A 25,715-nucleotide genomic window follows, 5' to 3' on the forward strand; every position below is an offset into this window, starting at 1 on the left:
GATCTTGGTCATATGCCTACCATTTTCACCCATGCTGTCGTCCCGCTTGCCATAGCGGCCGCAGCAGGGCGCGGGCGTATATCGCCCAAGCTGGCGGTTGCCGGCGCGGTGTTCGCGATTGCGCCTGATGCCGATGTGGCGGGCTTCAAGCTGGGCGTTGAATATGCCGATGAATGGGGCCACCGCGGTGCGACCCATTCGCTAGCATTTGCATGCATATGCGCCGGTGTGCTGGCGCTGGTGTGGAAAGAGGCGCGCAGCGGTTTAGCGCTTGCATTTTTGACATTCGCGATGGCCAGTCACGGTCTGCTTGATACCCTGACAAGCGGCGGGCTGGGCGCGGCGCTGTGGTGGCCATTCAGCGAAGCGCGCATTTTTGCCCCATACACGCCCGTGAGAGTGTCCCCGATTGGCTTGGATTTTTTCTCCATGCGCGGGCTGGAGACGGCTTTGTCTGAATTTCGCTGGATTTGGCTGCCTTGCATTGGTTTGGCTGTGGCAGGATGGGCAATACGCTATGCAGCTCGATCTAGGCTCTGATCCGCGCAGCGATACTTTGCGCGCGTTACAGGGCGCTTTGATTGGCCAATTTGGGCGGATCATCCGCCCCGCTGACAAACGCCGCAGCCCTGAATGGGTACTGGTTCACGGCGTAATTGGCGCGCAAACGAAAACCGCCGCCTCCAACGCATCGACCGATGGACTATTGGAAGCATTCGGCGATTGGGATGCGGTCGCCGATGTGGATGCCGAGACACTCGAGGCGTATTTGCAGCGCCAAACTTTCCCAAGCTGTTGCCGCCCGGCGGCTGAAAGACTGTTTGAGCGCGATCAAAACGATGCGCGGCAGTGTTGATCTGCGCCATCTGTCGAACCTTGAAACCGCAGAAGCGATGGTGTGGCTTGAAACATTGCCCGGTGTGGCGCGCAAGAATGCCGCCGGGGTAATGAATGCGAGCACGTTTGAGCGGCGCGCTATGGTGATTGATGGCCATCATCGCCGGATCATGCAGCGCATGGGGCTGGTTCCTGCCAAAGCGGATACGGCCAAAACCTATGATGCACTGATGCCGATTGTACCCGAAGAATGGTCCGCTGCTGATATGGACGAGCATCATTTGCTGCTGAAAAAGCTCGGCCAGACATATTGCCGCCCGCGCAAGGCGCAATGCGGCGACTGCCCGGTGCGCCGAGACTGCAAGACGGGGCAACAAGGCAGCCCGGCATGCTGAGCGAGCGCGAGGTCGAGGAGGTTTACCGCCGCTTGTCAAACGCGATGCCAGGGCGAACAAAGAACGCCAAGGGGCCAAAAGGGCAGCCCGATGCGTTTCGTTCGTGCATATCGTGCATGCTGTCTGCGCAATCGCTGGACCGGAACACGGCGGCAGCAACCAAGGCTTTATTCAAGCTTGCCAAAACCCCCGAGGCTATGCTGGCGCTGGATGATGAGGCTATTGCGCAGGCGATCAAGCCATGCGGGCTATACAACAACAAGACGCGCAATATTCGCAATTTCTGCACGGCGTTGATCGCTGAGTATGATGGCATCGTGCCGGATACGCGGGAGGGTTTGATGGGCCTTCCCGGAATTGGCCGAAAATGCGCGGACATCGTGATGAGTTTCACCTTTGGCAAAGCCGTGATCGCGGTCGACACTCATGTACACAGGGTGGGCAATCGAATGGGCCTGACTGCGGCAAAAACAGCGAACAAGACCGCGCAGCAATTGGAGGATCGCAGCCCGCAATGGGCGCTTGATGATGGGCATTTCTGGCTCATCCAGTTTGGCAAACGGGTCTGCCGCGCGCGTATTCCCAAATGCGATATCTGCCCGGTTGGCGATCTGTGCGAGACTGGTCCGATCGTTCGCGCCGGCAGCTGACGTTACGGCGCGCTGCGTCTGGCAGACCCTCCCTAAATCGGCGCTTGCATGGATTGTGAAACTCGGCTTGTCTCGCATTCAAACAGCAATTGAGGGAGACGACCAATGAAAACCGCCATCACCGAAATGTTCGGCATTCAGCATCCGATTATTCAAGGCGGCATGCATTATGTCGGCTTTGCCGAAATGGCAGCGGCTGTTTCCAATGCTGGCGGGCTGGGGATCATCACCGGGCTTACCCAGGGCACACCGGAAAAGCTCGCCAATGAAATCGCGCGGTGCAAGGATATGACGGACAAGCCGTTTGGCGTGAATATCACCATCCTGCCAACGCTGACCCCGCCCGATTATCCCGGCATTGTCAAAGCGGTGATTGATGGCGGTGTGCCTGTGGTGGAAACCGCTGGGCGTAATCCTGTGGAATTGCTGGGTCCGCTCAAAGATGCTGGCATCAAAGTGATCCACAAATGCACAAGCGTGCGGCATTCTTTGAAAGCGCAGGAAATTGGCTGTGATGCGGTGAGCGTCGATGGTTTTGAATGCGGCGGGCACCCGGGCGAGGATGATGTTCCCAATTTCATTCTGCTGCCGCGAGCTGCTGATGAGCTGGAAATCCCGTTCGTATCGTCTGGCGGTATGGCTGATGGCCGCAGCCTTGTCGCGAGTCTGGCAATGGGCGCGCAGGGCATGAATATGGGCACGCGCTTTATCGCCACCAAAGAAGCGCCAGTGCACGACAATGTGAAACGCGCGATTGTAGAAGCATCAGAATTGGATACCCGGCTTGTGATGCGCCCCCTTCGCAATACGGAGCGTGTGCTGGCCAATGATGCGGTGGATCGCTTGCTTGAAAAGGAAAAAGAGCTGGGCGATGCACTCACCATTCAGGATATCCTGCCCGAAGTTGCAGGGGTCTATCCCTCGATCATGATGGAGGGCGAAATGGACAAAGGTGCGTGGAGCTGCGGAATGGTTGCAGGCCTCATCAGTGATGTTCCCAGTTGCCAAGAATTGATGGACCGGATCATCACCGAAGCCGAAGACATCCTTGCCAAAATGAATGCGATGGCGCGCGGTTAAGCGTCTCAATCCGCGCGTTTTTTCGAGAAAGACCGTGATGTATGCGGGCGGCGGCGCAACAAAGCCGCCGCCTGTAGTGAATGCCATGTTCCAGTGCATGCTTAACGATTGTTACCGCCCACATACGTAACGATACGGATAAAAAATCCCTCAAAACCCCGGTAAAGATACGCATGTTGTGATCGCTGCTGTTCGATCTTTGATCGGGTTCGAATGGCGGATCGCAGCCTCTGAAATGTGCCTGTTATTCCGCTGGTGGAATAAGGGGCAGCATAAGAGTTCAGCGTTTGGGAGGCGTCGCGCTCGACAAAGGGAAACGGTGTGGAACAAGTGATTGCAGTAGAAGTTTGGATGGCCTTGATCGGTGCGTCCTGCATAACAGGTTGGCTAATTGGTGACTGGAACGGATCAGAGCGCATGCGCAAGCTGATCGGGGCAGTCGATACAGGCGGATTGTATGAGTACGAACCGTTGAGCTTGCCGAGCAAGCCGGGCGCTGAACGCGCCGCGGCAATATCCGGCGCACGAGCGGGTCACGATGCAAAACAACCCAAGCGAGGATTCTTTGATCAGATGCAAGGTTGCAGGTTTGATCAGGATGACCGCCGCGCTGCACTTCACTTTGGAATGAGGGATTTTGAGCACAGGGATCTTGAGCACAGGGCGGGCGATCTCCGGCTCGTGCCTGCAGCGTACTCGCCCGCCATCGATGCGCCAAAAACGCCCGATGCATGGATCGGTCGTTCAAATACTGAGCGCAAAAATGCTGGAGACCGGGATCAAAAGCAATTCGATGTCTTGGCTGCCATACCCACATCGCGCCCTTTGTCTGAATTGCCCGTTTTGTCCGAGTTGCACGCGAAAGCCGAAGCGATCCGGCGCACTGAAGGTGTTTGGGATCATTTTGAAGTGGGGATGGACCTGGATTGCGTGGATTCAACCAGCGCAAAGGTTCTGGATCATTATCAAAGCTCCATTGATAGCCTGCAACGGATCAACAGCGCGTCGTAATTGCGCTAATCCCAAACCCACGTGGCTGGCACGCACACTTGCTTAGCCTGTGTTTACAAGAAATTGGGAGCGGACCTGCATGCAGTGTCCGCCCTAAATCTGGCTGTTCATTGCGCGGCTTCAGCAATCTTTCAAGATTCAGGCTGGCAACATTTGGCCACCTAAGTTCAGCTGGCCAAATTCAGCTGGCCTCCGCGTCCTTCTTTTCGCGCGTGTAAGGCACAAAGTCCTCAAAGAAAACTGCGCCACTGAAAAAGCCTGAAACGCGATCAATTGTCGTGACTACATCAAGCCGGCACAATTGAGTTGCATTGAAACGGCGCGACACCAGCACATCATCGCGGTCGATCCGGTCCGGGTTTTTCGTGCGCTGCACGTAAATGGTGTTCCCGCTCCCATAAACATAAGCGGTATCGTCAATGACTGTCAGGCGTTCGCTTGGCCGCGTGCGAATGCAGCGCACAGGTTCACCAGCAACGCGGCCTTCTGTTAATTTGGCAAGGCGTTTCTCGCCTTTTGTCATTTCTACCGCATCATCCGATTGCGCGGTCTCAATATCAGCATCCTGCGCCATAACAGCAGGGCTTGCCGCGAGCGCGAGGCCCATGGCGGCTCCAAACATAGCGGATCGTGTCATGCCTTTATTCCTTCTGCCATCCCCATCCACATCGCAACATTAGGTTTACAATGCTGAATGGGCTGTGACTGGCTCAATGGTGTAAAGCCGAGGGGCCTTATGCATCCGCCGCGCCGCCTTTCAAAACGAACCTACGGTCGCAATAGCCGCATTCGGCAAATCCGCTTTCATCAATCTCAAGATAGACGAGCGGATGCCCCAGAGCGGACGGGCGATACCCTGCGCCTGAACGGATCTGGCTTGCGCCATCGCAGCTGACGCGGCGGGTTTCGACAAAGACGGTTTCGGGTGCGGTTTGAGATTGGGCTGTTGTCATGGCCGCAGCGATAAAAGGCAGACCTTAAAAATTCAATCGCTGTTTCATGGCTCCTGCTTGGCGCGAGGCGGCAGGATCGTTATGGCATCCGCCTATGACCAATGCCCCTGCCATCCGTATCGACAACATTGTCAAACGTTATGCCGCCCCCAAAGGGGCCAAAGGCGAGGACACGCAGGGCAAGCTGGCGCTTGATGGGGTCAGCTTTGATGTGCCCGAAGGATCAATCTTTGGTCTGCTTGGCCCCAATGGCGCGGGCAAATCGACGCTGATCAACATCCTTGCGGGCATCGTGATGAAAACGAGCGGGCGCGCGGATATCTGGGGCTTTGATATTGATGAACAGCGCCGCAATGCCAGCCGAGCGATTGGCATTGTTCCGCAAGAGATCGTGTTCGATCCGTTCTTCACCCCGTTTGAAGTGCTGGAGAATCAGGGCGGCTTTTACGGCATCCCTGCAGCTCTGCGGCGCAGTGAGGAATTGCTCGCCGCTGTCCGATTGGCAGACAAGCGCGATGCCTATGCCCGCACTTTGTCCGGGGGGATGAAACGGCGGCTGCTGGTGGCTAAGGCGATGGTGCATTCCCCGCCCATTCTGGTGCTGGATGAGCCCACCGCAGGGGTTGATGTCGAATTGCGCCGTCAATTGTGGGAGCTTGTCACTGAGCTCAACCGCGAAGGGGTGACGGTGGTTCTCACCACCCATTACCTCGAAGAAGCCGAGGAATTGTGCGACCGGATCGCGATCATCAATCACGGCCAATTAATCGCGAACAAGCCCACACGCGAGCTGGTCGACATGGCGCGCGAAAAGATCGTTGCGGTAACGGTCGCGAATGACCTTGCCGCACAGCCGGCGCATGATGCCTTTGCCAAAGTGGTCCAAACGGGCGAGCGCGGGGTCGAAGTCACCTATGACAAGGATCAGATGAGCGCGGGCCAGGTGCTCGCCATTCTTCAGGATCAGGGGTTGACGATTGAGGATGTGACCACGCGCGAGGCGGACCTAGAGGATGTATTTGTGCAGCTGACGGGCACTGGCGCGTGAGAATTGCGGACATAAGGATTAGGCGCGCGGTGCGCCCCGCTTTGTCTGCAATGGCCGCGGTCGCATTGGGCGGATGCGGCTGGCTCGCTTTTGAAGATAACACCGCAATGCCTGAAAACAGCCCGGCAGATGCCGCAATGGCGCTGCCCCGCGCGGAGCAATCTGCCGAATGCCCATCTAAGGGGGCGGCTCTGCAAGTGCTGGGCAGCGGGGGGCCTATAGCAGAAGGGGGCGATCAGGCGCGCGCGGGCACATCCTATCTGCTCTGGATTAATGGCGCGGCGCGTTTGCTGATCGATGCGGGATCGGGCAGTTTCGTGCGCTTTGCCGAGGCTGGTGCCAGCATCGCTGAGCTGGATGCGATCCTGCTCACCCATCTGCATGCTGATCATGCAGGCGATGTGATTGATGTGCTCAATTCCGGCGGGTTTGAGGGACGCAACACGCCTCTGCCTGTCATCGGCCCGGGCAGCGCACCGCGATTTGCTGGGACGAGCGAGTTTCTCGCGCGGCTGATGTCAAAGGATACGGGCGCTTTCGCCTATAATGGCGGATTTCTGGACGGCAGCGAGAACAAGCCAATTTTGCAGCCGCGCGATATTTCCACAGGCGAAGGTGCCGCCGCGCCAACAGGGCTGGATATCTCCAACGATTATTCGGTGATGGCGCATCCCGTTCATCACGGCCCGGTGCCCGCGCTGGGATATGCCATCCAGCTGGGCGGCCAAAGCATTGTGATTACGGGCGATCAAAGCTTTTTAAGCGAGCGGTTCCTGTCTGACCTTACAGGGACGAAGCCCGCCATCCTGTTCGCCCATCACGTGATCAATGGCGAAGATGGTCAGCCGCGCGGGCTGCACCGAACGCCCGAGCAGATCGGCGAATTGGCAGGCGCTTTGGAAGCGGAAAGGTTGGTGCTGACGCACAATATGCAGCGCTCGCTCAGCCGGATAGGCAGCGGGTTGGAGGCGATAAGCGGCGAATACAAGGGGCCTGTCAGTGTTGCTGATGACCTTGATTGCTACGCGCTCTAGCAGCGTCGAGCCCGTCATCAAGCTGCGCGCGCCAGACCTTATGCGCGACCCGGTAAAGCGGCTTCTTGCAGTGCTTGCAATTGCCCACATAGCGCCGTCCGTCCCAAACAACCTTGCCGCGCTGGGGCGCATGACGGCCAAAGACGCATAGCAACCTTTTGATGGGGTGATGCAAGCGGGACATGCGGCCTTGGTGTCCTTTGCTGATAAGCGTTGTGGTCGCCGTGCAGGCGGGATTCGCGCCAATTTACAAGTCACCCGCAGGTGCGCCATGGCCCTAACCATTAAAGGGCTGTAACGCGGCCGCTTTATGGTTGGTGCCAATCTGCTTGCCCCTGCACGAATTGGGCGGCATTGCTCTGATGATGAGCACCTCAACGACCAAGAATTCTCTTTTGACGTAATCGTAATCGGATCGGGAGCCGCTGGCCTGACCGCTGCGCTGGAATTGGCGGAAAGCAAACGTGTGCTGGTCTTGGCCAAGGGATCGCTGACCGGCGGCTCCACCGCTTGGGCTCAGGGCGGGATCGCCGCCGTGCTGGATGCGGGCGATACCTTTGAAAACCATGTGCGCGATACGATGGTGGCTGGCGCGGGTTTGAATGACCGCGACACTGTCGAATTTGTAATCGAAGGCGCGCCCGCCTCGATTGATCGGCTGGTTGAACTGGGCGTGCCGTTCAATCAGGATTCGGGCGATCTTCATCTCACGCGCGAAGGCGGGCATTCGCATCGCCGGATTGTGCATGTCGATGATGCGACAGGTTGGGCAGTGCAATCCGCATTGCTCAAAGCAGCAGAGGCCAATCCCAACATTACCATGCTGGGCGGGCGCACCTGCGTCGATTTCATCACTGACCGGCATGGCGAGAAGTTCTCTGCCGCAGGCCGGGTTTGGGGCGTTTACGCGTTGAACGAGGACACCGGACGGGTTGAGCGCCATATCGCCCGCGCGACTATTCTGGCCGCTGGGGGAGCAGGGCGCGTCTACCAATTCTCAACCGCGCCGCGGGGCGCGACGGGCGATGGTATTGCGATGGCATGGCGGGCAGGCGCGCGCGTATCCAACATGGAGATGATGCAGTTCCACCCCACCTGCCTTTACAATCTCGAAGTCAAAAACTTCCTCATCACAGAGGCCGTGCGCGGCGAAGGGGGAAGGCTCTACCATCCCGAAACGGGTCACCGGTTCATGGCGGACTATGATCCTGAGCGCATGGAGCTGGCCCCGCGCGATGTGGTGGCGCGCGCGATTGATGATCAGATCAAACGCTTTGGCCTTGATTACGTGTATCTCGATATCAGCCACGAAAGCGCCGACTTCATCCGCAGCCATTTCCCCACGATTGATGAAAAGCTCATCGGGCTGGGCATTGATATGACGACCGGGCCGATCCCGGTCGTCCCTGCGCAGCATTACACCTGCGGCGGGGTGGTGGTGGACCTTAACGCGCGCACCGATTTGCCGGGCCTGTGGGCTGCTGGCGAGGTGACCGAAAGCGGCCTTCACGGCGCAAACCGTCTGGCGTCAAATAGCCTGCTTGAATGCTTTGTCTTTGGCGAGGCGGCAGCAGAAGACATCCTCGCAAATTGGGGCACTTTGGCGGAACCGCCCGCAATCCTGCCCTGGGATGAAAGCCGCGTGACCGATTCCGATGAGGAAGTCGTCATCAAACAGAACTGGACCGAAATCCGCCGCTTTATGTGGAATTATGTCGGCATTGTTCGCACAACCAAACGACTGGAACGTGCCAAGCGCAGGATCGAATTGCTCCAACAAGAGATCGAGGATTATTACGGCGCTTTCCGCGTGACGACTGATCTTATTGAACTGCGCAATCTGGTGCAGGCGGCGGAGTTGATCGTCAGGTCTGCACTGGAGAGGCATGAGAGCCGGGGGCTGCACTACACAATGGACTACCCGGAAACAGGCGAGACGGTCGAAGACACCGTGCTGGTCCCATGACGACATATCCACTCAAAGCCGCCATGGCTGCTATTGCCCTGTTTATGGCTGCGCCTGCCTCGGCAAGTCCGGATGTCTTCATCGACTTTGTCGAGGAGCCGATCGGGGTGAGCGAGAAACATCTGTTTTTGCTGCGCGTGTCGACTGACAATTTGGGATATTACGAAGCTTCCCGCGTTGAGGTTTATTTTGTGCAGATCGAATGGAAAACGGGCGCCGAAACTGCGCTGGTGGTCGACCGTTTCGTCAATTCGATGGATTACGGTGAAGACGGCGCGCCCCAAGGCTATTCGATCAAGCGCGATGACGGCGTGGAACCGCGCAGTCCCCACATCATGATGACCGAGCGCGGCGGCATTCCGTGGATTGCCGCATCGCGGCCTGCCAGCCTGTCTGGCCCTCCTGTCGTCAGCGATCAACCCGACGGGATCACGGTTACGTATGGCGGCACGCATAGCATTTCGCGCGATGCGGTTCAGGACAGGCTGGAATCGCAGAAGGCCTTTTTTGTCGCCAATGTCGCCGAGCATCCGCGCTCATCATCCATGACAACGCGGCAGTATTTTGAACAGCGGACGATCTCTGCTGCCAAATGCGTATCCGATGGCGTTTATGATTACTGGGCTCCGGGCAGAGCGAAACTGCCTCTGCTGATGCGCCTGCGCTGCGCGTATGATGATGACAGCGAGCAAACTTCATTGATCGTTCAGTTGCGGCCTGCTTCGAATGAGCAAGAGGGGCAATAAAGCGCCGGGCAGGAAAGGCACCTTTATGCGCCGCTTATCAATATTTGTCGCATTGTCCGTTGCCGCCCCCCTCGGAGCCCAGGAGCCGCCCACCCCCAACCAAATCGTCGTCACCGCGCAGCGCTCTGGCGCGCCGATGTGGACGATTGATACCGCGAGCGGGACAATCATTCTGGTCGGCGAAATCCGCGCCGTGCCCAAATCCACTCCTTGGCAGCCGGACAGGCTCAAAGAGGCGACTGCCGAGGCGAGCCGCGTCATCATTCGCGCTGCGCCCAAATTTTCGCCCGGTGATGCCTTTCGCCTGATCTTTAGCGGGGGCAAATTCACCAAGCTTCCCGGCAAAACGGTCGCATCCGACTACCTCTCGCCCGATCAGCGGAGGCGGTTGGCGGCTCTCGAAGAGACATATGACAAGGATTATGATCGCGGCAGTTTTCTGATGACAGGCTTTGACCTGCTCGCGCGGCGGCTCGACTTTGATGACGAGACTATCAAAGACGCGACCGACATCGTCAAGAAGGCCGCGAAAAAGGGCGACGTGCCTGTCACCCGGCCCGAACGCTTCCGGGGTGAAGATTTGCTCGACAATCTCGCAGAGGCCCCGCCCGAAAGCCATATTGCCTGTCTTGAAGCGGCCATGACGGCGACTGAGCAAGGTCAGGCCATTATCAAAAAACGCGGCAATGACTGGCGCAAATTCGATGTGCCTGCCGTTATGGCCAATCCGCTGGAGCAAGCACTGGGGCAATGCTGGCCGTGGGCCGATGATGAATTGGGCGAAGACATCCGCGCGCAGTGGACAGGCATGATCGAAGATGCGGCAGACAAAGACGGAGTGACCCTCGCCGTTGTGCCGCTGCGCGTTCTGGCAGAGGATCAGGGGGTGCTCGACCAATTGGAGGCACGCGGATACGAGATTTTCGGTCCAGCCTGGCGCCCCCTTTCCTCGGCGCCTTGATCGAATGGCCCAGGCAAACTAGTCTCAAAATCGAACTCAATTTTCACAAAGGCTGCGCCCCATGCCCACCATCACCACCACCACGACCGGTTTAGAGCTGTTCTATGATGAGCATGGCGACCGGGCAAATGAGACCATTTTGCTGGTGATGGGGCTGGGCGCGCAGATGACTTTGTGGCCCGATGATTTTGTCGCCGCTTTGGTGGATCGCGGGTTTCATGTGGTGCGCTATGACAATCGCGATATCGGTCTCAGCGAGAAAATGGGCGATGCCCGCGCGCCCGGCATCGCCTGGCAAGTGCTGCGCAAACGCTTTGGCTGGCCTGCGGCGGTGCCTTATTCGCTCAAAGATATGGCGGATGATGGCGCAGGGCTGCTGACAGCGCTCGGCATTGAAAAAGCGCATGTGGTGGGCGCGAGCATGGGCGGGATGATCGCTCAGTTGATGGCGGTGCATCACCGGCATTTGCTGTTGTCGCTCACCTCGATCATGTCCACCACCGGAAATCCCAAATTGCCGCAGGCTGACAAGGAAGCGATGGAGGCGCTGGTCGCTCCGCTGCCTTCGATGGAAGAGGATGATCTGCTCGCGCATGGGCTGCACATTCGCGCCAAGATTGGCTCGCCCGGTTTTCAAGGCGATCCTGAGCGGCGGCGCGATCTGGTGCTCAAAGGTATTCGCCGCTCGGTCTATCCCGCCGGACTGCCGCGCCAATTGGCCGCGATTATCGATGATGGCGACCGGCGCAAACGGCTGGAAGGGATCACCACCCCCACGCTTGTGCTGCATGGCGAGGGCGATCCTCTGGTCAAGGTTGAAGCAGGGCGAGAGACGGCCAAACATATTCCCGGCGCGAAGCTGGTGACCATTGCGGGCTGGGGCCATGATCTGCCGGGCGAATTGACCGAGCAACTGGCCGATGAAATCGCTGCCCACGCAAAATCCGCGAGCGTTTCTGAATTCGCTGCGACATAGGGCTTTCTCAGCCCCCTTGCGCGCTCCTGAGCAATAGAATTGCCGTTACGGATTCGATTGCTCCACAGATTGATTCACACCTAACAATCACCATATTTTTCTTCACAGATTCAATTTGGGGCTTGCGCCCCTCGCGACTCTAGCTTTCTCCACGCGTCGCGGTGGTTGATTGGGGTAACACACCGCCGATTTCATCCGATTTAGGGTTAATCACTGGTTGACCCGCAATCCTCTCTGATTCATCATCTAGTGGTTCGGTTCGCATTGGACCCCCACAATTAGGTGATTTGCCGTGGCCGCTGATTGCAGCGGGATGGAGAGGGAGTCGCTGAGATTTGGGCGTGGCAAGGCGAGTTGGGGGATAAAGGACGGATAAGTCTGTGGCCATCATGGGGATGGGTTGTGGGCAATCAGTCGACAAAGAGAGACGGAACAGAATTGGAACATTTGCGCTTGCGCAAGCGTTCAATTCCGAGGACAATACGGGGCTTACATGGATTTTAAAGCGAGTGATGGCGTGCCAGTAGAAAGCAATTTGGATTTGCTGAATGACAGCGATGCGAACAACGCCCCAGTGGCAGATGATCGATTGGCAGATGGCCAGTCGGCGCAGGCAAAGCCAGAGCAGGAAAAGGCAATGACAATGGACAAATCCGATCCCGGCAGCGAAGAGCTGATCGCGGCCAAAGGTGCACAGGCGCTTGGCAATGCGGTTGCTGCTGCGGCCAAGGAAGCAGCCATTCCTGACAGCAAAAAGGTCAATGATCGCCGCTTTACGATCCAAACCGATGAAAGCCGCGATGCCAATCTCACCGATTTCGGCAAGGAAACGCTGATTGATCGCTATTTGCTGCCCGGTGAGAAATTTCAGGATCTGTTTGCGCGGGTCGCAGATGCCTATGCCGACGATCAGGAGCATGCCCAGCGGCTCTATGATTACATTTCAAACCTGTGGTTCATGCCCGCAACTCCGGTGCTGTCCAATGGCGGCACATCGCGCGGCCTGCCGATTTCCTGCTATCTCAACTCGGTCGAAGACAGCCTTGGCGGGATTGTCGGCACCTGGAATGAAAATGTCTGGCTAGCCTCCAAAGGCGGCGGCATTGGCACCTATTGGGGCAATGTGCGCGGCATTGGCGAACCGGTTGGCCTTAATGGCAAAACCAGCGGCATCATTCCATTTGTGCGGGTTATGGACTCGCTTACTCTGGCAATTTCGCAAGGGTCGCTGCGGCGTGGTTCGGCGGCGTGCTATCTTGATGTCTCGCACCCTGAAATCGAAGAATTCCTCGAAATTCGCAAACCGTCTGGCGATTTCAATCGCAAAGCATTGAACCTGCATCACGGCGTGCTGCTCACCGATGAGTTTATGGAAGCGGTGCGCGACGGGGCCGAATTTGAATTGAAATCGCCCAAGACCCAGGAAGTGCGCGGCAAGGTTGATGCGCGCTCTTTGTTCCAGAAACTGGTCGAAACGCGGCTGGCCACGGGGGAACCCTATATCGTGTTCAACGACACGGTGAACCGCATGATGCCAAAGCATCACCGCGAACTGGGCTTGAAAGTGTCCACGTCCAATCTGTGCAGTGAAATCACTTTGCCAACCGGGATCGACCACCTTGGCAATGACCGGACGGCGGTGTGCTGCCTGTCTTCGCTCAACCTTGAAAAATGGGACGAATGGAGCGGCGACAAGCAGTTTATCGAAGACGTGATGCGCATGCTCGACAACGTGCTTCAGGATTATATCGACCGCGCGCCTGATGAAATGGCGCGCGCGAAATATTCAGCCGAGCGTGAACGTTCGGTTGGTCTTGGCGTGATGGGCTTCCATTCCTTCCTCCAGCAAAAGGGGCTTGGTTTTGAAAGCGCGATGGCGAAAGCGCTCAACCTGAAAATGTTCAAGCATATTCAGGCCAAAGCATCCGAAGCCTCCATGCTGCTTGCGCAAGAGCGCGGGCCGTGCCCGGATGCCGCTGAAATGGGCGCGATGGAGCGTTTCTCATGCAAAATGGCGATTGCTCCGACCGCGTCGATTTCGATCATTTGCGGCGGGACAAGCGCGTGCATCGAACCGATCCCGGCCAATATCTACACGCACAAAACCTTGTCGGGCAGCTTCATCGTCAAGAACCCGTATCTTGAGAAGATCCTCGACAAGAAATCGAAAAATTCCAACAATGTGTGGAATTCGATCCTCGAAAAAGGCGGCAGCGTCCAGCATCTCGATTTTCTGTCGGATGAGGAAAAGGCGAGCTTTAAAACCAGCTTTGAAATCGATCAGCGCTGGCTGCTGGAATTCGCAGCCGACCGCGCGCCCTATGTCGATCAGGCGCAATCGCTGAACCTGTTCATCCCGGCGGATGTCGATAAATGGGATCTGATGATGCTGCATTTCCAGGCATGGGAAAAAGGCATCAAATCGCTCTATTATCTCCGCTCAAAATCCGTGCAGCGCGCCGGTTTTGCAGGCGGCGTCGAAGCGGACAACACCGCCAATGCACCCGAGATCGAACTGAAAGCGGAATTGGGCGAACAGCAGACCGATTACGAGGAATGCTTGAGCTGTCAGTGAGATGCTGTGAGTTACCGCTGATGATCGCTCATTATCCCGAAAACCCCGCGGGTCACGCCGGCCTGCGGGGTTTTCTTTGCTTCAAAGCCAAGCCTCTATTCCTAAATGGTAATTCTGAAAGACTTTGGTAACCACAAACATGGTACGCGGACCGTCATGAAAGCTCGCCAATCCAAACGCGTCACCACTTCGGCTGCAGGCTCTTATCGCACGCCCAAGGGCATGCAATGGGATGTGGAATTGGCCGATCTGTCGCATGGCGGGTGCCGGGTGCATGATCCGCGTTCGGGTTTGCGGCTGGGCGAATATGTCCGCTTTTTCATCGCAGGCACCGGGCCGCATATGGCCGAGGTTGTCTGGCGCGCTTCGGGTCAGGCGGGGCTGGCGTTTTTGCGTCCGCTTCCCCCGCGCCTGTTCGGGCATTTGGCCGAAGCGGATTGGGATGCGGCCGGCACCGCTTTTCACGAAACCCGCTCAGAAGGCATGGTTCGCCGCTTCGTTTGATGCGCTTGCTGGCCGGGCTGAAAGCGCCGCGCGGACAAGCCTCTCGCGCTTGACGCATCTGTGTGTCATACTGTCCTTACAGCGCTGCGGGATCGGCGCTAAGTAAAAGGACGAAGCTCAAATGAACCTTCCTGTTATTGCCGGTATTTTCGGCCTTATCGTATCGCTGGTCTATCTGTTGAACGCTGCCCGTGTGCTGAAAACCGAAGGGGTTGGCCACACGCACAACGCCGCCATGATCCATGCCGGGATGGCGGGCCTGTTTTTGCCGGCCAGCCTGCTGATCATCTTTGCCTATATGGGCTAAGGCGCGCTTGGACTGAGTGAGACCGGACTGATGAAACTTCGCCAGATCGCGCTTGCCCTTGGCCTTGCCCTGTTGGTTTCCGCCTGCGCCAGCCAGATTGATGCCGGCGTCAGCGAAGCGGCCAGCGCGCCCGGATTTTTGTGGGGCCTGTGGCACGGTTTTATCTTCCCGTGGAGCTTTATTGGCTCGCTGTTCTCACCCGATATCGCCGTTTACGCGGTGCCCAATTCGGGCGGATGGTACGATTTCGGCTTTTTCCTCGGCATCACCGTGCTGGGCGGAGGCAGCTTTTTCGGCTCAAAGAAAAGCCGCGGCGGATAGACCGCATAAGGGCAAATGCGCAGGCTGTTGGGCGCGCCAAAGGTTAAGATGATGAGAGGCGTGCAACACACCCCTTCACTGGCCCCACGCGGACTCAGTTCGACTCAGATTTTACACGGTCTATCCCCGGCAAATCATCCCCCCTTGCCTGTCGCTTCGTAGTTTGTTCTCCTATAAGGACAACCGCACTCAAACACAGGGAAACACAAGATGTCGTTGCTCGAAGCCCGTAAGACCTACAAGCCGTTCCAATACCCTTGGGCTTACGACTTCTGGAAACGCCAGCAGCAAATCCACTGGATGCCCGAAGAAGTGCCTCTGGGAGAGGACTGCCGCGACTGGGCGCAAAACCTCACCGATCATGAGCGCAATCTGCTCACCCAGATCTTCCGATTCTTCACTCAGGCCGATGTCGAAGTGCAGGATTGCTATCACGACAAATATGGCCGCGTGTTCAAACCGACCGAAGTGAAAATGATGCTCGCCGCGTTCTCCAATATGGAGACGGTGCACATCGCCGCCTATTCTCACCTGCTCGACACGATCGGCATGCCCGAATCGGAATATTCCGCTTTCCTTGATTACGAGGAAATGGCGGACAAGCATGATTACATGCACCAGTTCAGCGTCGATTCCGACGAAGACATCGCGCGCACGCTCGCCATGTTTGGCGGCTTTACCGAAGGGCTTCAGCTGTTCGCATCCTTTGCCATGCTGATGAATTTCCCGCGCCACAACAAGATGAAAGGCATGGGACAAATCGTCAGCTGGTCAGTCCGCGATGAAAGCTTGCACTGCGAAGGCATCGTCAAGATGTTCCACACATTCTGCGAAGAGCGTGATTGCCTGACCAAAGCGGTCAAGGAAGACATCATCGACATCTGCCAGAAAACCGTTCGGCTCGAAGATGCGTTTATCGATCTCGCTTTCGAAATGGGCCCGGTTGAGGGGATGACCGCGAAAGAGATCAAGAAATACATCCGCTACATCGCCGATTGGCGTTTGAAGCAGCTGGGCCTCACAGAGATCTACATGATCGACGAACACCCGCTGCCATGGCTCACCCCGCTGCTGAACGGTGTGGAGCACGCCAACTTCTTCGAAACCCGCGCCACCGAATATTCCAAAGGCGCCACCACCGGCGACTGGAACACCGTGTGGTCAAGCTTCGACAACCGCCAAAAGGCGAAAGCAGTGAACGAAGATGCCCCTACGCCTGAAGGCGATGCGGATATGTTTGAAGCTGCGGAGTAGCGGGAGCGAGAAGATGGTGTCAGTCTTTCGGCTTCCAGCAAGCCTTAAACAGGATGATACTCAAGGTCAGCTTGATCTTGAGGAGCTGGATGGCGCGAGGTTGAACACCTTTGGGATGGGGATTCTCAGCGATGAGACCCCGTTCCTCACGCAACGGGGTCTCGCAGTTCTCTGTGGAGTGGAGAACGCCCACATTGGGACGATCAGTTCACAGTGGACAGAGGCGATTCCAAAGCCCCGGATTAGTAAGATACGTGACATTCTAGCGAGGAACGGCCATTCGCTTGATGAGGCGCATGTGACAGTCAAAGTCGGTGGCCGCATCTTGTATGCTTACCGAGAAGAAATCTCGCTTGCCGTTATAGAATACTATGCATTCGAGGCGGGTCAGCATTGCCAAGAAGAAGCCCGAGATAACTTCCGTGTATTGGCGCGGAAAGGCTTTAGAGATGCAATTTACGAAACATTAGATTATGCTCCGAGCAGAGGCGTCAATGAGCAATGGCGTCCATTCCATGACCGTATTTCACTTGTCTACAACAGCGCACCAGATGGTTACTTCAGCATCTTCAAAGAAAGTGCTGAGGTGACGGTAACGCTAGGGGAAGGCGGCGTGTTTACCAACGATGGAGTAGTCCCGGACATCAGCATCGGTCGCTGTTGGAGTGATCATTGGCGCAAGCGAAAGCTAGCTGAGAAGTTCGGGGAACGGCTCGACTATGAGCATCACTACCCAGCCTACTATCCGCAGGCAGCATCTAACCCGCAGACACCGTGGGCGTATCCCGAACCTGCCCTTGGTGAATTTAGGCGTTGGCTGAGAGAGGATTACATCCGTGGAGGTAAGCTGACGAATTACATTACAGGGCAAGTCGCGAAGAATACTATCACTGCCAAAGCAGCAAATGCCGCTTTGGCAGCGTATGAGCTACCCGCATTGCCAAAGCCCCGACGTGCAGCTGGGTGAAAGATCCCCCTCCCGCTTGCGGGAGGGGTTAGGGTGGGCCTGGCCTGGTCTGGTTCTTCGGATACGCGCCCACCCCCGGCCCCTCCCGCAGGCGGGAGGGAGAAGTGGAGAACGCCCACCCGCAGGTCAGTGGGGTCAGATTGCGCGCAATTCTTTGATCTTCTCGCTGATAGCGGTGACCACGCCTTCTAGATTGCCTCTGACATCTGCGTTCGTAAAGCGCATGACTGTGTAACCTTCGCGCCTCATCCACGCGTCGCGGGCGCGGTCACTTGCTGGCGAGACATCGTGGCTGTGGCCATCGAGCTCGATCACCAGTCTCAGCTCGCTGCACAGGAAATCGGCGAAATACTGTCCAAGCGGCATCTGGCGGCTGAATTTCGCGCCGATCTGGCGGCGGGACAGGTGCTGCCAGAGCGCGCGCTCGTCAGGGCTTGCCTCGCTTCGAAGTTTGCGGGCTCGGGTGGTGTTTCGCGGCTGCCAGTTCGGCATTTCATGTTTGTGCCCACCCCCAGCCCCTCCCGCAAGCGGGAGGGGGCTGCGTTGCGCTTTCTTAATCTTCCCAGCCCCAAGCAGGCGGCGGCGCTTCCACTTCTTCGCCCAGGTCAAACTCAACCCGAAACAGGCGGTCTTCTGGCGCTCCGCCTTCGGCCGTGCGTTTGAGTTGGTAGGCGAATGTGCCGCCGGGCGCGCTGGCGGGGGCCACTTCCACGCTCCACACATTGGTGACAGAGGCGCTCAGTCCCTCGCGCTCAAACATTTCTATGCTGAAATCATCGACGGGAAACGCCTGCATGCGCTGCGTGCCGCTGTCTGCCGTGTCGCCGCCATACATTGTCACCGCGTCGGGCTCGCCGTCCTTGTGGCGGTGATCGTGTTTGAGGCGCAGGCCTTTTTCGCTGCCGTCATCTGTGCGCGTGATAAGCCAGGTGCGCGATCGGTCCCATTCGCCGTCCAGTTTGACATGGAAGGGGATGGCGATTTGCTTATCCGAACACTCAGCCACATGCATGACCATCTCGGCGCCTGCAAAATCGGCATCGGCGGCATCCTCGCTTACCAAGCTGCCCGAATAGGCCAAGCCGCAATGGCTGGTCAGCGCCTGCCAGAACATGTCCTGCCCGTCTGGCGTCGGATCTGAATCGAGATTGGCCTGCGCCAAGTCAGGCGCATCGCAGGCAGCCATAAGGGTGAGCGGTAGAGCGAAAAGCAGCGAGCGTGCGCAGTGTGTCATCATGGCGGTGATGCTAGAGCAGGCGGGCAGATTTGTCGCGCATTTCCCGCGCGGTTCGTTTTCATGCAAAATCTGATCTCATCCGCATTTTCCTACATCGCCGCAGCGCGCTAAAAGAGCGGCCATCATGACCGCCCATCCGTTTCCTACATGCGCTCAGCGTGCCGCTATGCGAAAACGGCAGAAAACCGACGGTTTTTTAACACTAGGACCGTGTAACATGCGGTCCATGTCTCATGCGGGATTGGGGGCTTGTCGGCGCTTTGACCAGCCCATCAAGGCGAGCGTTCTTGGAACCGTCAGCGGCGCTGCGGTGTTGCTAGGGGCAGACACACAGGAGAACGATATGCGTACCCTTTCCAAACTCGCCGCCCCTGCGATCGCCGCGGCCGCGCTGGCTTTGACGGCCTGCGGGGCCGAGCAATCCGCTGGCGATAGCGCGCTTGAACCGCAAGAGGCTGTCAATGACGGCGAAGCTGCAACAGGCGAGGAAATCGAGGAAGCTGTCCCCGGTATCGAGGAAGCCGCTCCCGAAGGCGATACGCCCAACACAGCCGACATGCAGGAGCCGGGCAATGCTGACTACGCCGAGATCGACGATCCGGTGGACCAGTGAGCTGAGGGGTAGGCTCTAGAACAGCAGCGTCTTGGGCTCTGGCATGGGCTCACGGCGCTGCGCTTTGATGAGGCTCATGACGCTGCGAACGCCGACCCAGATCGCGATCAGGGGCAAAAGCAGAAAGCCGATGAGCACGAACATCAGAACGCTCGCGACGATTGAGGCGAGAAAGCCGACCCAGAACGTGGTGATGAGATAGGTGAAATGGGACGCGGCCCAATCCTCCCCGTTCTCGCCCTGCCAGACATGAGCGAGGACAATGCCAACAAGGCCGGAGAAACCAGTGATGAAGCTCCCCAGATAGCAAAGCGAGATGATCGTGGGCTGGTTGAAGTCAAAACCGGAATTGGTGTCTGGTCGCTCAGTTGGCTCGTTCATGGCATATCCCCTGTATTGCCGTGCGTGATGCGGGTGTAGACTACGCAAACAGGTGCATAGGGCAAGGGGGCTTGTGCAAAAGGGCCGATTGGGCAGGCGTTGGGAACGCTATGGGCACCAATCGACCGGCGCTTCGCCCCAGCCGCTGCCGCCTGCCAGGCCGCGTGAGATCATGGTGTCGGCGAGGTGTTCGTGGCTACCATCGGGGCGCGTGCGGCGGACAGCGCGCAGTTCGCGGCCATATTGGTCATAGGGTGGGTCATCCGCACCGTCCCACTCAAACGGCCCGCGCGCCAGCCAGTCGCGCAAAGCGGTGCGGGCGTTGATCGCGGTTTCGCGTTCGGCGGTGCATTGGCCGTCAAGCTCTGGCGTGTCAAAGCCAGTGAGGCGGATGCGGCGGCGGTCTGGGCCGAAGCCGATGATGAGGGTGTCGCCGTCAGCGATGCAGCCCTCGGCCCCTTTGGAAGCCGAGCCGCAAATGGGGAAGGTCTGGTCTATCCGAACCCAGCCCTGCTCTGCGGTGAACGGGCGGATGCTATACCACCACCCGCCCATGACGATGAGCGCGATGATAGGCACGCGCCACAAGAGCCACCAAGAGAGCATGCGGTTGGATTTGCGTGAGCGTTTGAGCATGACTGGCGACACGTTTACTCAAGCAAGGGTGATCTGCACAGCGTGTTGAAAGGCGTTGGCCGGGGACCAAAGGAGGTGGTTTCAATCAGGCCCCTCGCCCCGCCGGTCTATTCCGGAACGCCGCTCATTCTTGCGCCGTTCTTCGCCAGAGCGCCGATCAGCCTTGCGCCGATCTTCGCCATCGAATGGCAGCTGCGCCTTGCGGCGATCGCCTTGGCGGCGTCTACCAGCTGTGTCTGGTTCATCCTGCGTGTCGTTCATCGTCACCTCCAGACCAGTTTGCGGGTGACTGTGTACCATTACAGCGCGGACGTGACTATGTACCAAATTGTAAACCATACAAAAAGCCGCGCAAGGCCAACCCTGCGCGGCTTTGAGTTCCAGTTATCACCGCCTTGACGGTGACGGCCAAATTAGACGTTTTCGGTCTCTTCAAGTGAGCCGAAAGTGCCGTTGGGACGTTCAATCTCAAGGCAAGTGCCTGCATCGACATAGGTCCAGGCATTCCCTTGGTAATCGATTACGCTGGTGCCCGCGCAGCTGGTGCCGGGGCCGGCTTCGCAGCTGTTTTTGCCTGCGAGCGAGACGCCATAGCATTTCTCTTTTTCGCCGCCGCCAGCATCGGCGAGCGCTTCGGCTTCGGTTCCAGCGTCAGCGCCTGCTTCTGCTGCTTCGGTTGGGGCATCAGCGCCGCCTGAACATGCGGCGGCCAGGCCAGCTGCAGCGGCGAGAGCGATTGAGCCCTTCAAACGAGTCGTGTTCATAACAATCCTTCCACAAGATGGTCCTGATGATGCGGATCCCGCGCCACCTTCAAGACGATTCGTACAAGACAGGCATTTGAAGTCTCTGCCAAGTGCAAAAGTGTCAACCTGCCTCAATTCAAGGGTCGCGCGCCAGCGAAGGGGCTTGGCTTTTGCACTCGTGCCGCGAAATGGCTAGACGCGCGGGCATGAACAGCACATCTTCTGCTAATACAGGCGATACTGATCGCGCCCCCAGCCTTGCCAAAGCCGAAGTGCTGATCGAGGCCCTGCCTTATTTCCAGCGTTATGCCGGGCGCACTTTCGTGGTGAAATATGGCGGGCACGCCATGGGTGAGCCTCAGGCCGCGCGCGATTTCGCCGAGGATATTGTGCTGCTGAAAGCGGTTGGGATCAATCCGGTTGTCGTTCATGGCGGCGGCCCGCAAATTGGCGAGATGCTGACCAAGCTGGGTGTGGAGAGCACTTTTGTCGATGGCTTGCGGGTCACGGATGAGGCTACAGCCAAGGTTGCTGAAATGGTCCTGTCGGGCGCCATCAATAAAGAAATCGTGAGTTGGCTGGGCAAAGCGGGCGGCAAGGCGCTCGGCATTTCGGGCAAGGATGGGGGGCTGGTCACCGCGCGTAAAGTCAGCCGGACCGCGCGCGATCCTGAGAGCCATATCGAGCAAGTTGTCGATTTGGGGTTTGTGGGCGAACCCGCCGAGGTTGATACCAGCGTGATCGATACCGCAGTCAACGCAGGCATGATCCCGGTCATCGCCCCCATCGCGGCAGGGGATGATGGCGCGACATATAATATCAACGCGGATACGATGGCGGGCGCGATCGCTTCTGCATTGGGTGCGGCGCGCTTGTTCCTGCTCACCGATGTGGCAGGCGTGCTCGATGGATCTGGCAATTTGGTGACCGATTTAACCCCTGCCGACATCGCAAAATTGCGCGAGGATGGTGTCATTAAAGGCGGGATGGTGCCCAAGCTTGAGACATGCGTTTCCGCTGTGCAATCGGGCTGCGAGGCTGCGGTTGTGTTGGACGGGCGGGTTGCTCATGCGATGCTTCTGGAATTCTTTACCGCGCGCGGCGCAGGGACGCTGGTGCGAGCATAGGCGGAGTGCTAGGCGTTCAGACCAAGGCTCTTGACGATCCTCAAGGGCGTATTAGTTAAGCAATACGCCTCGAGATAATGAACCATGCCGCACAAGCGGTCGCGACCTAGGAAAACGAATACATGGCTGGTCTGGAAGTTCTGTTTGATATTTTGTCCATGGTGGTGAACGTCTTTGTGATGCTCATCATCATCCAGTTCGTGATCGGACTGCTGTTTGCATTCAATGTAGTCAGCCCCACCAATCAGTTTCTGATGGCGTTCTACAGCTCGATCAATTCGCTGCTCGATCCGATATTACGGCCCATTCGGCGGATTATGCCAGATACAGGCGCGATAGATTTTTCGCCGATTGTGCTGATTTTGGCCCTGCGCGCGGTGCTGATCGTGCTTTCCGCTATAATTTACGGGTAAGAAACGATGACGGCGACCCGGATCGACGGCAAAGCTTTTGCTGCAAAACTGCGTGAACGCGTTGGGGTTTTTGCTGCGGGTTTTGCTGATGCTTCCGGGCGAAAGCCGGGGCTGGCCGTGGTGCTGGTGGGCGAAGATGCGGCGAGCGAGGTTTATGTCCGCAACAAGGGCAAAGCGTGCGTGGCTGCCAATATGGCAAGTTTTGAACACCGCCTGCCCGCCGATACACCAGAGGCCGAGCTGCTCGCTTTGATCGATCAGCTGAACAAGGATGATAGTGTCGATGGCATCTTGGTGCAGCTGCCTTTGCCTGGCCATCTCGATGAACAATCGATCATCGCCTCGATCAGTCCGGACAAGGATGTCGATGGCTTTCACGTTATCAATGCAGGCCGTTTGAGCGTGGGTCAAACAGGCTTTGTCCCGTGCACACCGCTTGGCTGCCTGATGCTGCTGACCGATCGTTTGGGTGATCTATCGGGGCTTGAGGCGGTTGTGATCGGGCGCTCCAATATTGTGGGCAAACCAATGGCCCAATTGCTGGTGGACGCCAATGCAACGGTGACCATTGCGCACAGCCGTACCAAGGATCTGGCGGGCGTCGTCAAGCGAGCAGACATCGTGGTCGCGGCAGTGGGCCGGCCAGAGATGATCGGCAAAGACTGGCTGAAAGAAGGTGCAACAGTGATCGATGTGGGCATCAACCGGCTGCCGCCTGAACCGGGCAAGGATAAGGGGCGGCTTGTCGGCGATGTGGCCTTTGGTGAGGCGAGCGAGGTCGCCAGCGCGATCACGCCTGTTCCCGGCGGCGTTGGGCCGATGACCATTGCGGTCTTGCTCAGAAACACTCTGGTCGCAGCCTTCCGCAATGCGGGCCTGTCCGCGCCGGAGGGTTTGTGAAATACGCGGGCACCTGGCTTGTCTTGGGCGTTGCAGCGCTAACCATTACGGCGTGTTCAGGCGGTCAACGCCGCGGCCCTCCGACCAAGGTTATCAACCGTGTGCTGGCGACCGCGCCGGGTAAAGCGCAGCCAAGCGCGATTGTCGCGCGCGAAATTGAATATGCTCAGGCCACGAAAACCGAAGGCGTAGCGGCGGCGAGCGACAATTTCGCCGTGCCGGGCGCGATTTGGCATTCACCATCCGGCCCGGGTGATGCTGCGGCAATAGCTGGCACGTTCCTGACCACAGGCAATATCGGCGAATGGAGCACGCGCACCGTTGTGATGAGCTGTGATGGCTCGCTTGCTCTTACCCAAGGGCGCTATCGCGATGCGCAGGGGCTGTTTGGCAATTACGTCTTCACGTGGGTCAGGCAGGCCGACAACAGCTATAAATGGAGCTATAACACCGCGATCCTCGACAATCCGCAGCCTCCACCGCGCAAACAATTTGAAGATGGCGATATTGTTGTGACCGCGATTGATGCGGTGCTTGGGCTGGTGGCGACCTGTCCGCGCGCTGGCGATGCTGTGCCGCCTCCGCCTGCTGTCTCCATTGGCGGGGATGAAGCGGGCGATGCGCACTTGTCGCGCGATGGCACCTTGCGTTGGCGCTGGGAACCCCAGGCCAATGGCAATCCTTATGTCGTTGCAGACTATTTCTACGATGGCGAATGGGTGACGGCGATTGAAGAAGGGCTTGCATCCGGCGGCGAATGATGATGAGGGCGCGGGCCTGACTCCATTCGACTTTGCCTGATTGCTGCCTGACCATGATGCTGCCCGAACTTTTTGTCTCTGCCTTTATCACGCTGTTTGTGGTGATCGACCCACCAGGCTGCGCACCGATCTATGCCGGGCTGACAAAAGAGGCCAGCGCTGCGCAGGCGCGCAACATGGCTTTGCGCGCTGTCGGGATCGCAGCAATCATTCTAACGATCTTCGCCTTTTTCGGTGAGGCGCTCTTGGGCGCGCTGCATATTGAGCTTGATAGTTTCCGCATTGCAGGCGGGCTGATGCTGTTCTGGATTGCTTTTGAAATGGTGTTTGAAAAGCGCACCAAACGCCGGACCGAACGCGCTGACAAGGTCAATGCCAATCCCGAAGTTGAAGACGTGTCGGTGTTCCCCATGGCAATGCCTATGCTGGCGGGACCAGGCGCGATTGCGGCGGTCATGCTGCTAATGAATGAAGCGGAGACTCCTGCTCAGACGATAGAAGTGTTTGTCGCATTGGGAGCGGTGCTGGTCATCACGGCCGCAGCGTTGGTTGCCGCTGGCCCGTTGATCCGGATTTTGGGCGATAATGTCGAAGCGGTCGTCACACGGCTGCTGGGCGTGCTGTTAGCAGCGCTTGCGGCGCAATATGTCATTGATGGCCTGCGCGGCGCGTTTTCGCTAGCATAGGGGCCTATTGGAACGTCGTGATTTCTTCGGTGCCGTCGCCGCGGCCGAAGAACTGCATCAGCTGAACAAGCAATTCGCACCGGTCTGACAAGGTGGGCGCTTCGAGCAAGGCCTGTTTCGATGCCGGATCAAACGGCGCGATCTGCGATACGCCATTGATAAGCGATTGATCGTCCAACCGCTCAACCGAATCCCAATCAACTTTGTAACCCTGCATATCGGCAAAAGCGCGCGCTTCGCTTTCAAAACCGCCGCGCTGTGCATGGCTTAGTGTTTCGTTTTCATCGTCTTCGATCAAGTCCCCTTCGACCTGACGAAACGCGCTGGTCACATCCAGTTCGCGCAGCAGTTTAAACCGCGATTCGCCTTCAAGGATGAGATTGTACCGGCCATCTTCCATCGCCTCGATTTCGCCAATCCGCCCGACACAGCCAACTGAATAGAGCGGCGCGTCATCGGTGGACATTTGCGGCTGAACCATCGCGATGCGCCGGTCGCGCACAAGCGAATCGCCAACCAAGGCTCGGTAACGCGGCTCAAAGATGTGCAGCGGCAATTGCAGGCCGGGAAACAGCACAGCGCCGGTTAGCGGAAAGATCGAAAGGCGAGTGGGCATTTTCGGGTGTGTCC

General features: G+C 57.8%; 33 protein-coding genes. 24 read left to right on the top strand and 9 right to left on the bottom strand.

What is annotated here, in order from left to right; genetic code table 11:
* The first annotated feature begins 12 nt into the window (after nt 1–12).
* From AC0V6W_RS09720 to AC0V6W_RS09745, 6 genes are all read left to right on the top strand, one after another.
* On the top strand, nt 13–540 hold the full coding sequence (locus tag AC0V6W_RS09720; protein ID WP_486149485.1) for a metal-dependent hydrolase: 528 nt from the start codon (nt 13–15) through the stop codon (nt 538–540).
* Nucleotides 518–856: a hypothetical protein gene (locus AC0V6W_RS09725; protein ID WP_486149487.1), complete on the top strand. Its 339-nt coding sequence runs from the start codon at nt 518–520 to the stop codon at nt 854–856. The genes AC0V6W_RS09720 and AC0V6W_RS09725 overlap by 23 nt, the downstream gene beginning before the upstream one ends.
* Complete coding sequence (locus tag AC0V6W_RS09730) at nt 822–1,232, top strand: endonuclease III domain-containing protein (protein WP_486149489.1); 411 nt, start codon at nt 822–824, stop codon at nt 1,230–1,232. Before AC0V6W_RS09725 ends, AC0V6W_RS09730 begins: the two co-directional genes overlap by 35 nt.
* The gene (locus tag AC0V6W_RS09735) at nt 1,226–1,882 is read left to right on the top strand and encodes an endonuclease III domain-containing protein (RefSeq protein ID WP_486149491.1); all 657 of its coding nucleotides are present in this window, start codon (nt 1,226–1,228) and stop codon (nt 1,880–1,882) included. The genes AC0V6W_RS09730 and AC0V6W_RS09735 overlap by 7 nt, the downstream gene beginning before the upstream one ends.
* Before the next feature lie 105 nt (nt 1,883–1,987).
* Complete coding sequence (locus tag AC0V6W_RS09740; protein ID WP_486149493.1) at nt 1,988–2,962, top strand: NAD(P)H-dependent flavin oxidoreductase; 975 nt, start codon at nt 1,988–1,990, stop codon at nt 2,960–2,962.
* 321 nt (nt 2,963–3,283) lie between these two features.
* A complete protein-coding gene (locus tag AC0V6W_RS09745; RefSeq protein WP_486149495.1) occupies nt 3,284–3,973 on the top strand; it encodes a hypothetical protein in 690 nt (229 codons plus the stop codon).
* A gap of 181 nt (nt 3,974–4,154) precedes the next feature.
* On the opposite strand, the gene AC0V6W_RS09750 is transcribed toward AC0V6W_RS09745, so the two are convergent.
* Both AC0V6W_RS09750 and AC0V6W_RS09755 read right to left on the bottom strand, forming a co-directional pair.
* Nucleotides 4,155–4,610, bottom strand: a complete 456-nt coding sequence (locus AC0V6W_RS09750) for a hypothetical protein (protein WP_486149497.1) — start codon at nt 4,608–4,610, stop codon at nt 4,155–4,157.
* Between the two features lie 97 nt (nt 4,611–4,707).
* Entirely contained in the window at nt 4,708–4,926 is a 219-nt protein-coding gene (locus tag AC0V6W_RS09755) for a zinc-finger domain-containing protein (protein WP_486149499.1), read from the bottom strand.
* A gap of 94 nt (nt 4,927–5,020) precedes the next feature.
* Here AC0V6W_RS09755 and AC0V6W_RS09760 point away from each other — a divergent pair, with 94 nt between their 5' ends.
* From AC0V6W_RS09760 to AC0V6W_RS09815, 12 genes are all read left to right on the top strand, one after another.
* Entirely contained in the window at nt 5,021–5,974 is a 954-nt protein-coding gene (locus tag AC0V6W_RS09760) for an ABC transporter ATP-binding protein (RefSeq protein ID WP_486149501.1), read from the top strand.
* A gap of 50 nt (nt 5,975–6,024) precedes the next feature.
* Entirely contained in the window at nt 6,025–7,008 is a 984-nt protein-coding gene (locus tag AC0V6W_RS09765) for an MBL fold metallo-hydrolase (RefSeq protein WP_486151548.1), read from the top strand.
* A gap of 310 nt (nt 7,009–7,318) precedes the next feature.
* Nucleotides 7,319–8,974: an L-aspartate oxidase gene (gene nadB / locus AC0V6W_RS09770; protein WP_486149503.1), complete on the top strand. Its 1,656-nt coding sequence runs from the start codon at nt 7,319–7,321 to the stop codon at nt 8,972–8,974.
* Nucleotides 8,971–9,720 (top strand): hypothetical protein, encoded by a 750-nt coding sequence (locus tag AC0V6W_RS09775; RefSeq protein WP_486149505.1) that lies wholly within the window; start codon nt 8,971–8,973, stop codon nt 9,718–9,720. Before nadB ends, AC0V6W_RS09775 begins: the two co-directional genes overlap by 4 nt.
* A gap of 25 nt (nt 9,721–9,745) precedes the next feature.
* A complete protein-coding gene (locus tag AC0V6W_RS09780) occupies nt 9,746–10,681 on the top strand; it encodes a TraB/GumN family protein (RefSeq protein ID WP_486149507.1) in 936 nt (311 codons plus the stop codon).
* A 61-nt stretch (nt 10,682–10,742) separates the two neighbouring features.
* Complete coding sequence (locus tag AC0V6W_RS09785) at nt 10,743–11,657, top strand: alpha/beta fold hydrolase (protein WP_486149509.1); 915 nt, start codon at nt 10,743–10,745, stop codon at nt 11,655–11,657.
* A gap of 493 nt (nt 11,658–12,150) precedes the next feature.
* On the top strand, nt 12,151–14,232 hold the full coding sequence (locus tag AC0V6W_RS09790) for a ribonucleoside-diphosphate reductase subunit alpha (protein ID WP_486149511.1): 2,082 nt from the start codon (nt 12,151–12,153) through the stop codon (nt 14,230–14,232).
* Nucleotides 14,233–14,388: 156 nt separating this feature from the next.
* Entirely contained in the window at nt 14,389–14,736 is a 348-nt protein-coding gene (locus AC0V6W_RS09795; protein WP_486149513.1) for a PilZ domain-containing protein, read from the top strand.
* A 121-nt stretch (nt 14,737–14,857) separates the two neighbouring features.
* Entirely contained in the window at nt 14,858–15,043 is a 186-nt protein-coding gene (locus tag AC0V6W_RS09800) for a hypothetical protein (RefSeq protein ID WP_486149515.1), read from the top strand.
* Nucleotides 15,044–15,073: 30 nt separating this feature from the next.
* Nucleotides 15,074–15,364, top strand: a complete 291-nt coding sequence (locus tag AC0V6W_RS09805) for a hypothetical protein (RefSeq protein ID WP_486149517.1) — start codon at nt 15,074–15,076, stop codon at nt 15,362–15,364.
* Nucleotides 15,365–15,574: 210 nt separating this feature from the next.
* Nucleotides 15,575–16,618 (top strand): ribonucleotide-diphosphate reductase subunit beta, encoded by a 1,044-nt coding sequence (locus tag AC0V6W_RS09810; protein ID WP_486149519.1) that lies wholly within the window; start codon nt 15,575–15,577, stop codon nt 16,616–16,618.
* Between the two features lie 13 nt (nt 16,619–16,631).
* Nucleotides 16,632–17,585, top strand: coding sequence for a BstA C-terminal domain-containing protein (locus AC0V6W_RS09815; protein WP_486149521.1), 954 nt, complete (start codon nt 16,632–16,634; stop codon nt 17,583–17,585).
* 135 nt (nt 17,586–17,720) lie between these two features.
* Here the strand turns inward: AC0V6W_RS09815 and AC0V6W_RS09820 are convergent, their stop codons facing one another.
* On the bottom strand, nt 17,721–18,077 hold the full coding sequence (locus AC0V6W_RS09820) for an endonuclease domain-containing protein (protein ID WP_486149523.1): 357 nt from the start codon (nt 18,075–18,077) through the stop codon (nt 17,721–17,723).
* A gap of 61 nt (nt 18,078–18,138) precedes the next feature.
* The gene (locus tag AC0V6W_RS09825) at nt 18,139–18,822 is read right to left on the bottom strand and encodes a hypothetical protein (RefSeq protein WP_486149525.1); all 684 of its coding nucleotides are present in this window, start codon (nt 18,820–18,822) and stop codon (nt 18,139–18,141) included.
* 343 nt (nt 18,823–19,165) lie between these two features.
* Here AC0V6W_RS09825 and AC0V6W_RS09830 point away from each other — a divergent pair, with 343 nt between their 5' ends.
* Complete coding sequence (locus AC0V6W_RS09830; RefSeq protein ID WP_486149527.1) at nt 19,166–19,435, top strand: hypothetical protein; 270 nt, start codon at nt 19,166–19,168, stop codon at nt 19,433–19,435.
* A 15-nt stretch (nt 19,436–19,450) separates the two neighbouring features.
* On the opposite strand, the gene AC0V6W_RS09835 is transcribed toward AC0V6W_RS09830, so the two are convergent.
* The 4 genes from AC0V6W_RS09835 to AC0V6W_RS09850 all read right to left on the bottom strand — a co-directional run bounded on the left by AC0V6W_RS09835 (nt 19,451) and on the right by AC0V6W_RS09850 (nt 21,216).
* Nucleotides 19,451–19,816: a DUF4870 family protein gene (locus AC0V6W_RS09835; RefSeq protein WP_486149529.1), complete on the bottom strand. Its 366-nt coding sequence runs from the start codon at nt 19,814–19,816 to the stop codon at nt 19,451–19,453.
* Between the two features lie 108 nt (nt 19,817–19,924).
* A complete protein-coding gene (locus tag AC0V6W_RS09840) occupies nt 19,925–20,452 on the bottom strand; it encodes a thermonuclease family protein (protein ID WP_486149531.1) in 528 nt (175 codons plus the stop codon).
* An 81-nt stretch (nt 20,453–20,533) separates the two neighbouring features.
* Nucleotides 20,534–20,713: a hypothetical protein gene (locus AC0V6W_RS09845; RefSeq protein ID WP_486149533.1), complete on the bottom strand. Its 180-nt coding sequence runs from the start codon at nt 20,711–20,713 to the stop codon at nt 20,534–20,536.
* A 152-nt stretch (nt 20,714–20,865) separates the two neighbouring features.
* Nucleotides 20,866–21,216 carry a BufA1 family periplasmic bufferin-type metallophore gene (locus AC0V6W_RS09850; protein ID WP_486149535.1) on the bottom strand — a complete coding sequence of 117 codons (351 nt, stop codon included), beginning with the start codon at nt 21,214–21,216 and terminating at the stop codon, nt 20,866–20,868.
* Nucleotides 21,217–21,404: 188 nt separating this feature from the next.
* Here AC0V6W_RS09850 and argB point away from each other — a divergent pair, with 188 nt between their 5' ends.
* The 5 genes from argB to AC0V6W_RS09875 all read left to right on the top strand — a co-directional run bounded on the left by argB (nt 21,405) and on the right by AC0V6W_RS09875 (nt 25,085).
* Nucleotides 21,405–22,325, top strand: coding sequence for an acetylglutamate kinase (gene argB, locus AC0V6W_RS09855; protein WP_486149537.1), 921 nt, complete (start codon nt 21,405–21,407; stop codon nt 22,323–22,325).
* A gap of 122 nt (nt 22,326–22,447) precedes the next feature.
* Nucleotides 22,448–22,738 (top strand): YggT family protein, encoded by a 291-nt coding sequence (locus AC0V6W_RS09860; protein WP_486149539.1) that lies wholly within the window; start codon nt 22,448–22,450, stop codon nt 22,736–22,738.
* A gap of 6 nt (nt 22,739–22,744) precedes the next feature.
* Nucleotides 22,745–23,638, top strand: coding sequence for a bifunctional methylenetetrahydrofolate dehydrogenase/methenyltetrahydrofolate cyclohydrolase FolD (gene folD, locus AC0V6W_RS09865; protein WP_486149541.1), 894 nt, complete (start codon nt 22,745–22,747; stop codon nt 23,636–23,638).
* Complete coding sequence (locus AC0V6W_RS09870; protein WP_486149543.1) at nt 23,635–24,399, top strand: hypothetical protein; 765 nt, start codon at nt 23,635–23,637, stop codon at nt 24,397–24,399. The genes folD and AC0V6W_RS09870 overlap by 4 nt, the downstream gene beginning before the upstream one ends.
* Before the next feature lie 59 nt (nt 24,400–24,458).
* Entirely contained in the window at nt 24,459–25,085 is a 627-nt protein-coding gene (locus AC0V6W_RS09875) for a MarC family protein (RefSeq protein WP_486151550.1), read from the top strand.
* Nucleotides 25,086–25,089: 4 nt separating this feature from the next.
* Here the strand turns inward: AC0V6W_RS09875 and AC0V6W_RS09880 are convergent, their stop codons facing one another.
* Entirely contained in the window at nt 25,090–25,701 is a 612-nt protein-coding gene (locus AC0V6W_RS09880; RefSeq protein WP_486149545.1) for an LON peptidase substrate-binding domain-containing protein, read from the bottom strand.
* Nucleotides 25,702–25,715: the final 14 nt, after the last annotated feature.

This window comes from Erythrobacter sp. JB1-7, assembly GCF_057365015.1.

What these genes read in the sequence shown, in the direction of transcription:
- AC0V6W_RS09720 (WP_486149485.1), top strand. Translation starts at nt 13, where the DNA reads ATGCCTACCATTTTCACCCATGCTGTCGTCCCGCTTGCCATAGCGGCC.
- AC0V6W_RS09725 (WP_486149487.1), top strand. Translation starts at nt 518, where the DNA reads ATGCAGCTCGATCTAGGCTCTGATCCGCGCAGCGATACTTTGCGCGCG.
- AC0V6W_RS09735 (WP_486149491.1), top strand. Translation starts at nt 1,226, where the DNA reads ATGCTGAGCGAGCGCGAGGTCGAGGAGGTTTACCGCCGCTTGTCAAAC.
- AC0V6W_RS09740 (WP_486149493.1), top strand. Translation starts at nt 1,988, where the DNA reads ATGAAAACCGCCATCACCGAAATGTTCGGCATTCAGCATCCGATTATT.
- AC0V6W_RS09750 (WP_486149497.1), bottom strand. Translation starts at nt 4,610, where the DNA reads ATGACACGATCCGCTATGTTTGGAGCCGCCATGGGCCTCGCGCTCGCG.
- AC0V6W_RS09755 (WP_486149499.1), bottom strand. Translation starts at nt 4,926, where the DNA reads ATGACAACAGCCCAATCTCAAACCGCACCCGAAACCGTCTTTGTCGAA.
- AC0V6W_RS09760 (WP_486149501.1), top strand. Translation starts at nt 5,021, where the DNA reads ATGACCAATGCCCCTGCCATCCGTATCGACAACATTGTCAAACGTTAT.
- AC0V6W_RS09765 (WP_486151548.1), top strand. Translation starts at nt 6,025, where the DNA reads ATGGCCGCGGTCGCATTGGGCGGATGCGGCTGGCTCGCTTTTGAAGAT.
- nadB (WP_486149503.1), top strand. Translation starts at nt 7,319, where the DNA reads ATGGTTGGTGCCAATCTGCTTGCCCCTGCACGAATTGGGCGGCATTGC.
- AC0V6W_RS09775 (WP_486149505.1), top strand. Translation starts at nt 8,971, where the DNA reads ATGACGACATATCCACTCAAAGCCGCCATGGCTGCTATTGCCCTGTTT.
- AC0V6W_RS09780 (WP_486149507.1), top strand. Translation starts at nt 9,746, where the DNA reads ATGCGCCGCTTATCAATATTTGTCGCATTGTCCGTTGCCGCCCCCCTC.
- AC0V6W_RS09785 (WP_486149509.1), top strand. Translation starts at nt 10,743, where the DNA reads ATGCCCACCATCACCACCACCACGACCGGTTTAGAGCTGTTCTATGAT.
- AC0V6W_RS09790 (WP_486149511.1), top strand. Translation starts at nt 12,151, where the DNA reads ATGGATTTTAAAGCGAGTGATGGCGTGCCAGTAGAAAGCAATTTGGAT.
- AC0V6W_RS09795 (WP_486149513.1), top strand. Translation starts at nt 14,389, where the DNA reads ATGAAAGCTCGCCAATCCAAACGCGTCACCACTTCGGCTGCAGGCTCT.
- AC0V6W_RS09800 (WP_486149515.1), top strand. Translation starts at nt 14,858, where the DNA reads ATGAACCTTCCTGTTATTGCCGGTATTTTCGGCCTTATCGTATCGCTG.
- AC0V6W_RS09805 (WP_486149517.1), top strand. Translation starts at nt 15,074, where the DNA reads ATGAAACTTCGCCAGATCGCGCTTGCCCTTGGCCTTGCCCTGTTGGTT.
- AC0V6W_RS09810 (WP_486149519.1), top strand. Translation starts at nt 15,575, where the DNA reads ATGTCGTTGCTCGAAGCCCGTAAGACCTACAAGCCGTTCCAATACCCT.
- AC0V6W_RS09815 (WP_486149521.1), top strand. Translation starts at nt 16,632, where the DNA reads ATGGTGTCAGTCTTTCGGCTTCCAGCAAGCCTTAAACAGGATGATACT.
- AC0V6W_RS09820 (WP_486149523.1), bottom strand. Translation starts at nt 18,077, where the DNA reads ATGCCGAACTGGCAGCCGCGAAACACCACCCGAGCCCGCAAACTTCGA.
- AC0V6W_RS09825 (WP_486149525.1), bottom strand. Translation starts at nt 18,822, where the DNA reads ATGATGACACACTGCGCACGCTCGCTGCTTTTCGCTCTACCGCTCACC.
- AC0V6W_RS09830 (WP_486149527.1), top strand. Translation starts at nt 19,166, where the DNA reads ATGCGTACCCTTTCCAAACTCGCCGCCCCTGCGATCGCCGCGGCCGCG.
- AC0V6W_RS09835 (WP_486149529.1), bottom strand. Translation starts at nt 19,816, where the DNA reads ATGAACGAGCCAACTGAGCGACCAGACACCAATTCCGGTTTTGACTTC.
- AC0V6W_RS09840 (WP_486149531.1), bottom strand. Translation starts at nt 20,452, where the DNA reads ATGCTCAAACGCTCACGCAAATCCAACCGCATGCTCTCTTGGTGGCTC.
- AC0V6W_RS09845 (WP_486149533.1), bottom strand. Translation starts at nt 20,713, where the DNA reads ATGAACGACACGCAGGATGAACCAGACACAGCTGGTAGACGCCGCCAA.
- AC0V6W_RS09850 (WP_486149535.1), bottom strand. Translation starts at nt 21,216, where the DNA reads ATGAACACGACTCGTTTGAAGGGCTCAATCGCTCTCGCCGCTGCAGCT.
- argB (WP_486149537.1), top strand. Translation starts at nt 21,405, where the DNA reads ATGAACAGCACATCTTCTGCTAATACAGGCGATACTGATCGCGCCCCC.
- AC0V6W_RS09860 (WP_486149539.1), top strand. Translation starts at nt 22,448, where the DNA reads ATGGCTGGTCTGGAAGTTCTGTTTGATATTTTGTCCATGGTGGTGAAC.
- folD (WP_486149541.1), top strand. Translation starts at nt 22,745, where the DNA reads ATGACGGCGACCCGGATCGACGGCAAAGCTTTTGCTGCAAAACTGCGT.
- AC0V6W_RS09880 (WP_486149545.1), bottom strand. Translation starts at nt 25,701, where the DNA reads ATGCCCACTCGCCTTTCGATCTTTCCGCTAACCGGCGCTGTGCTGTTT.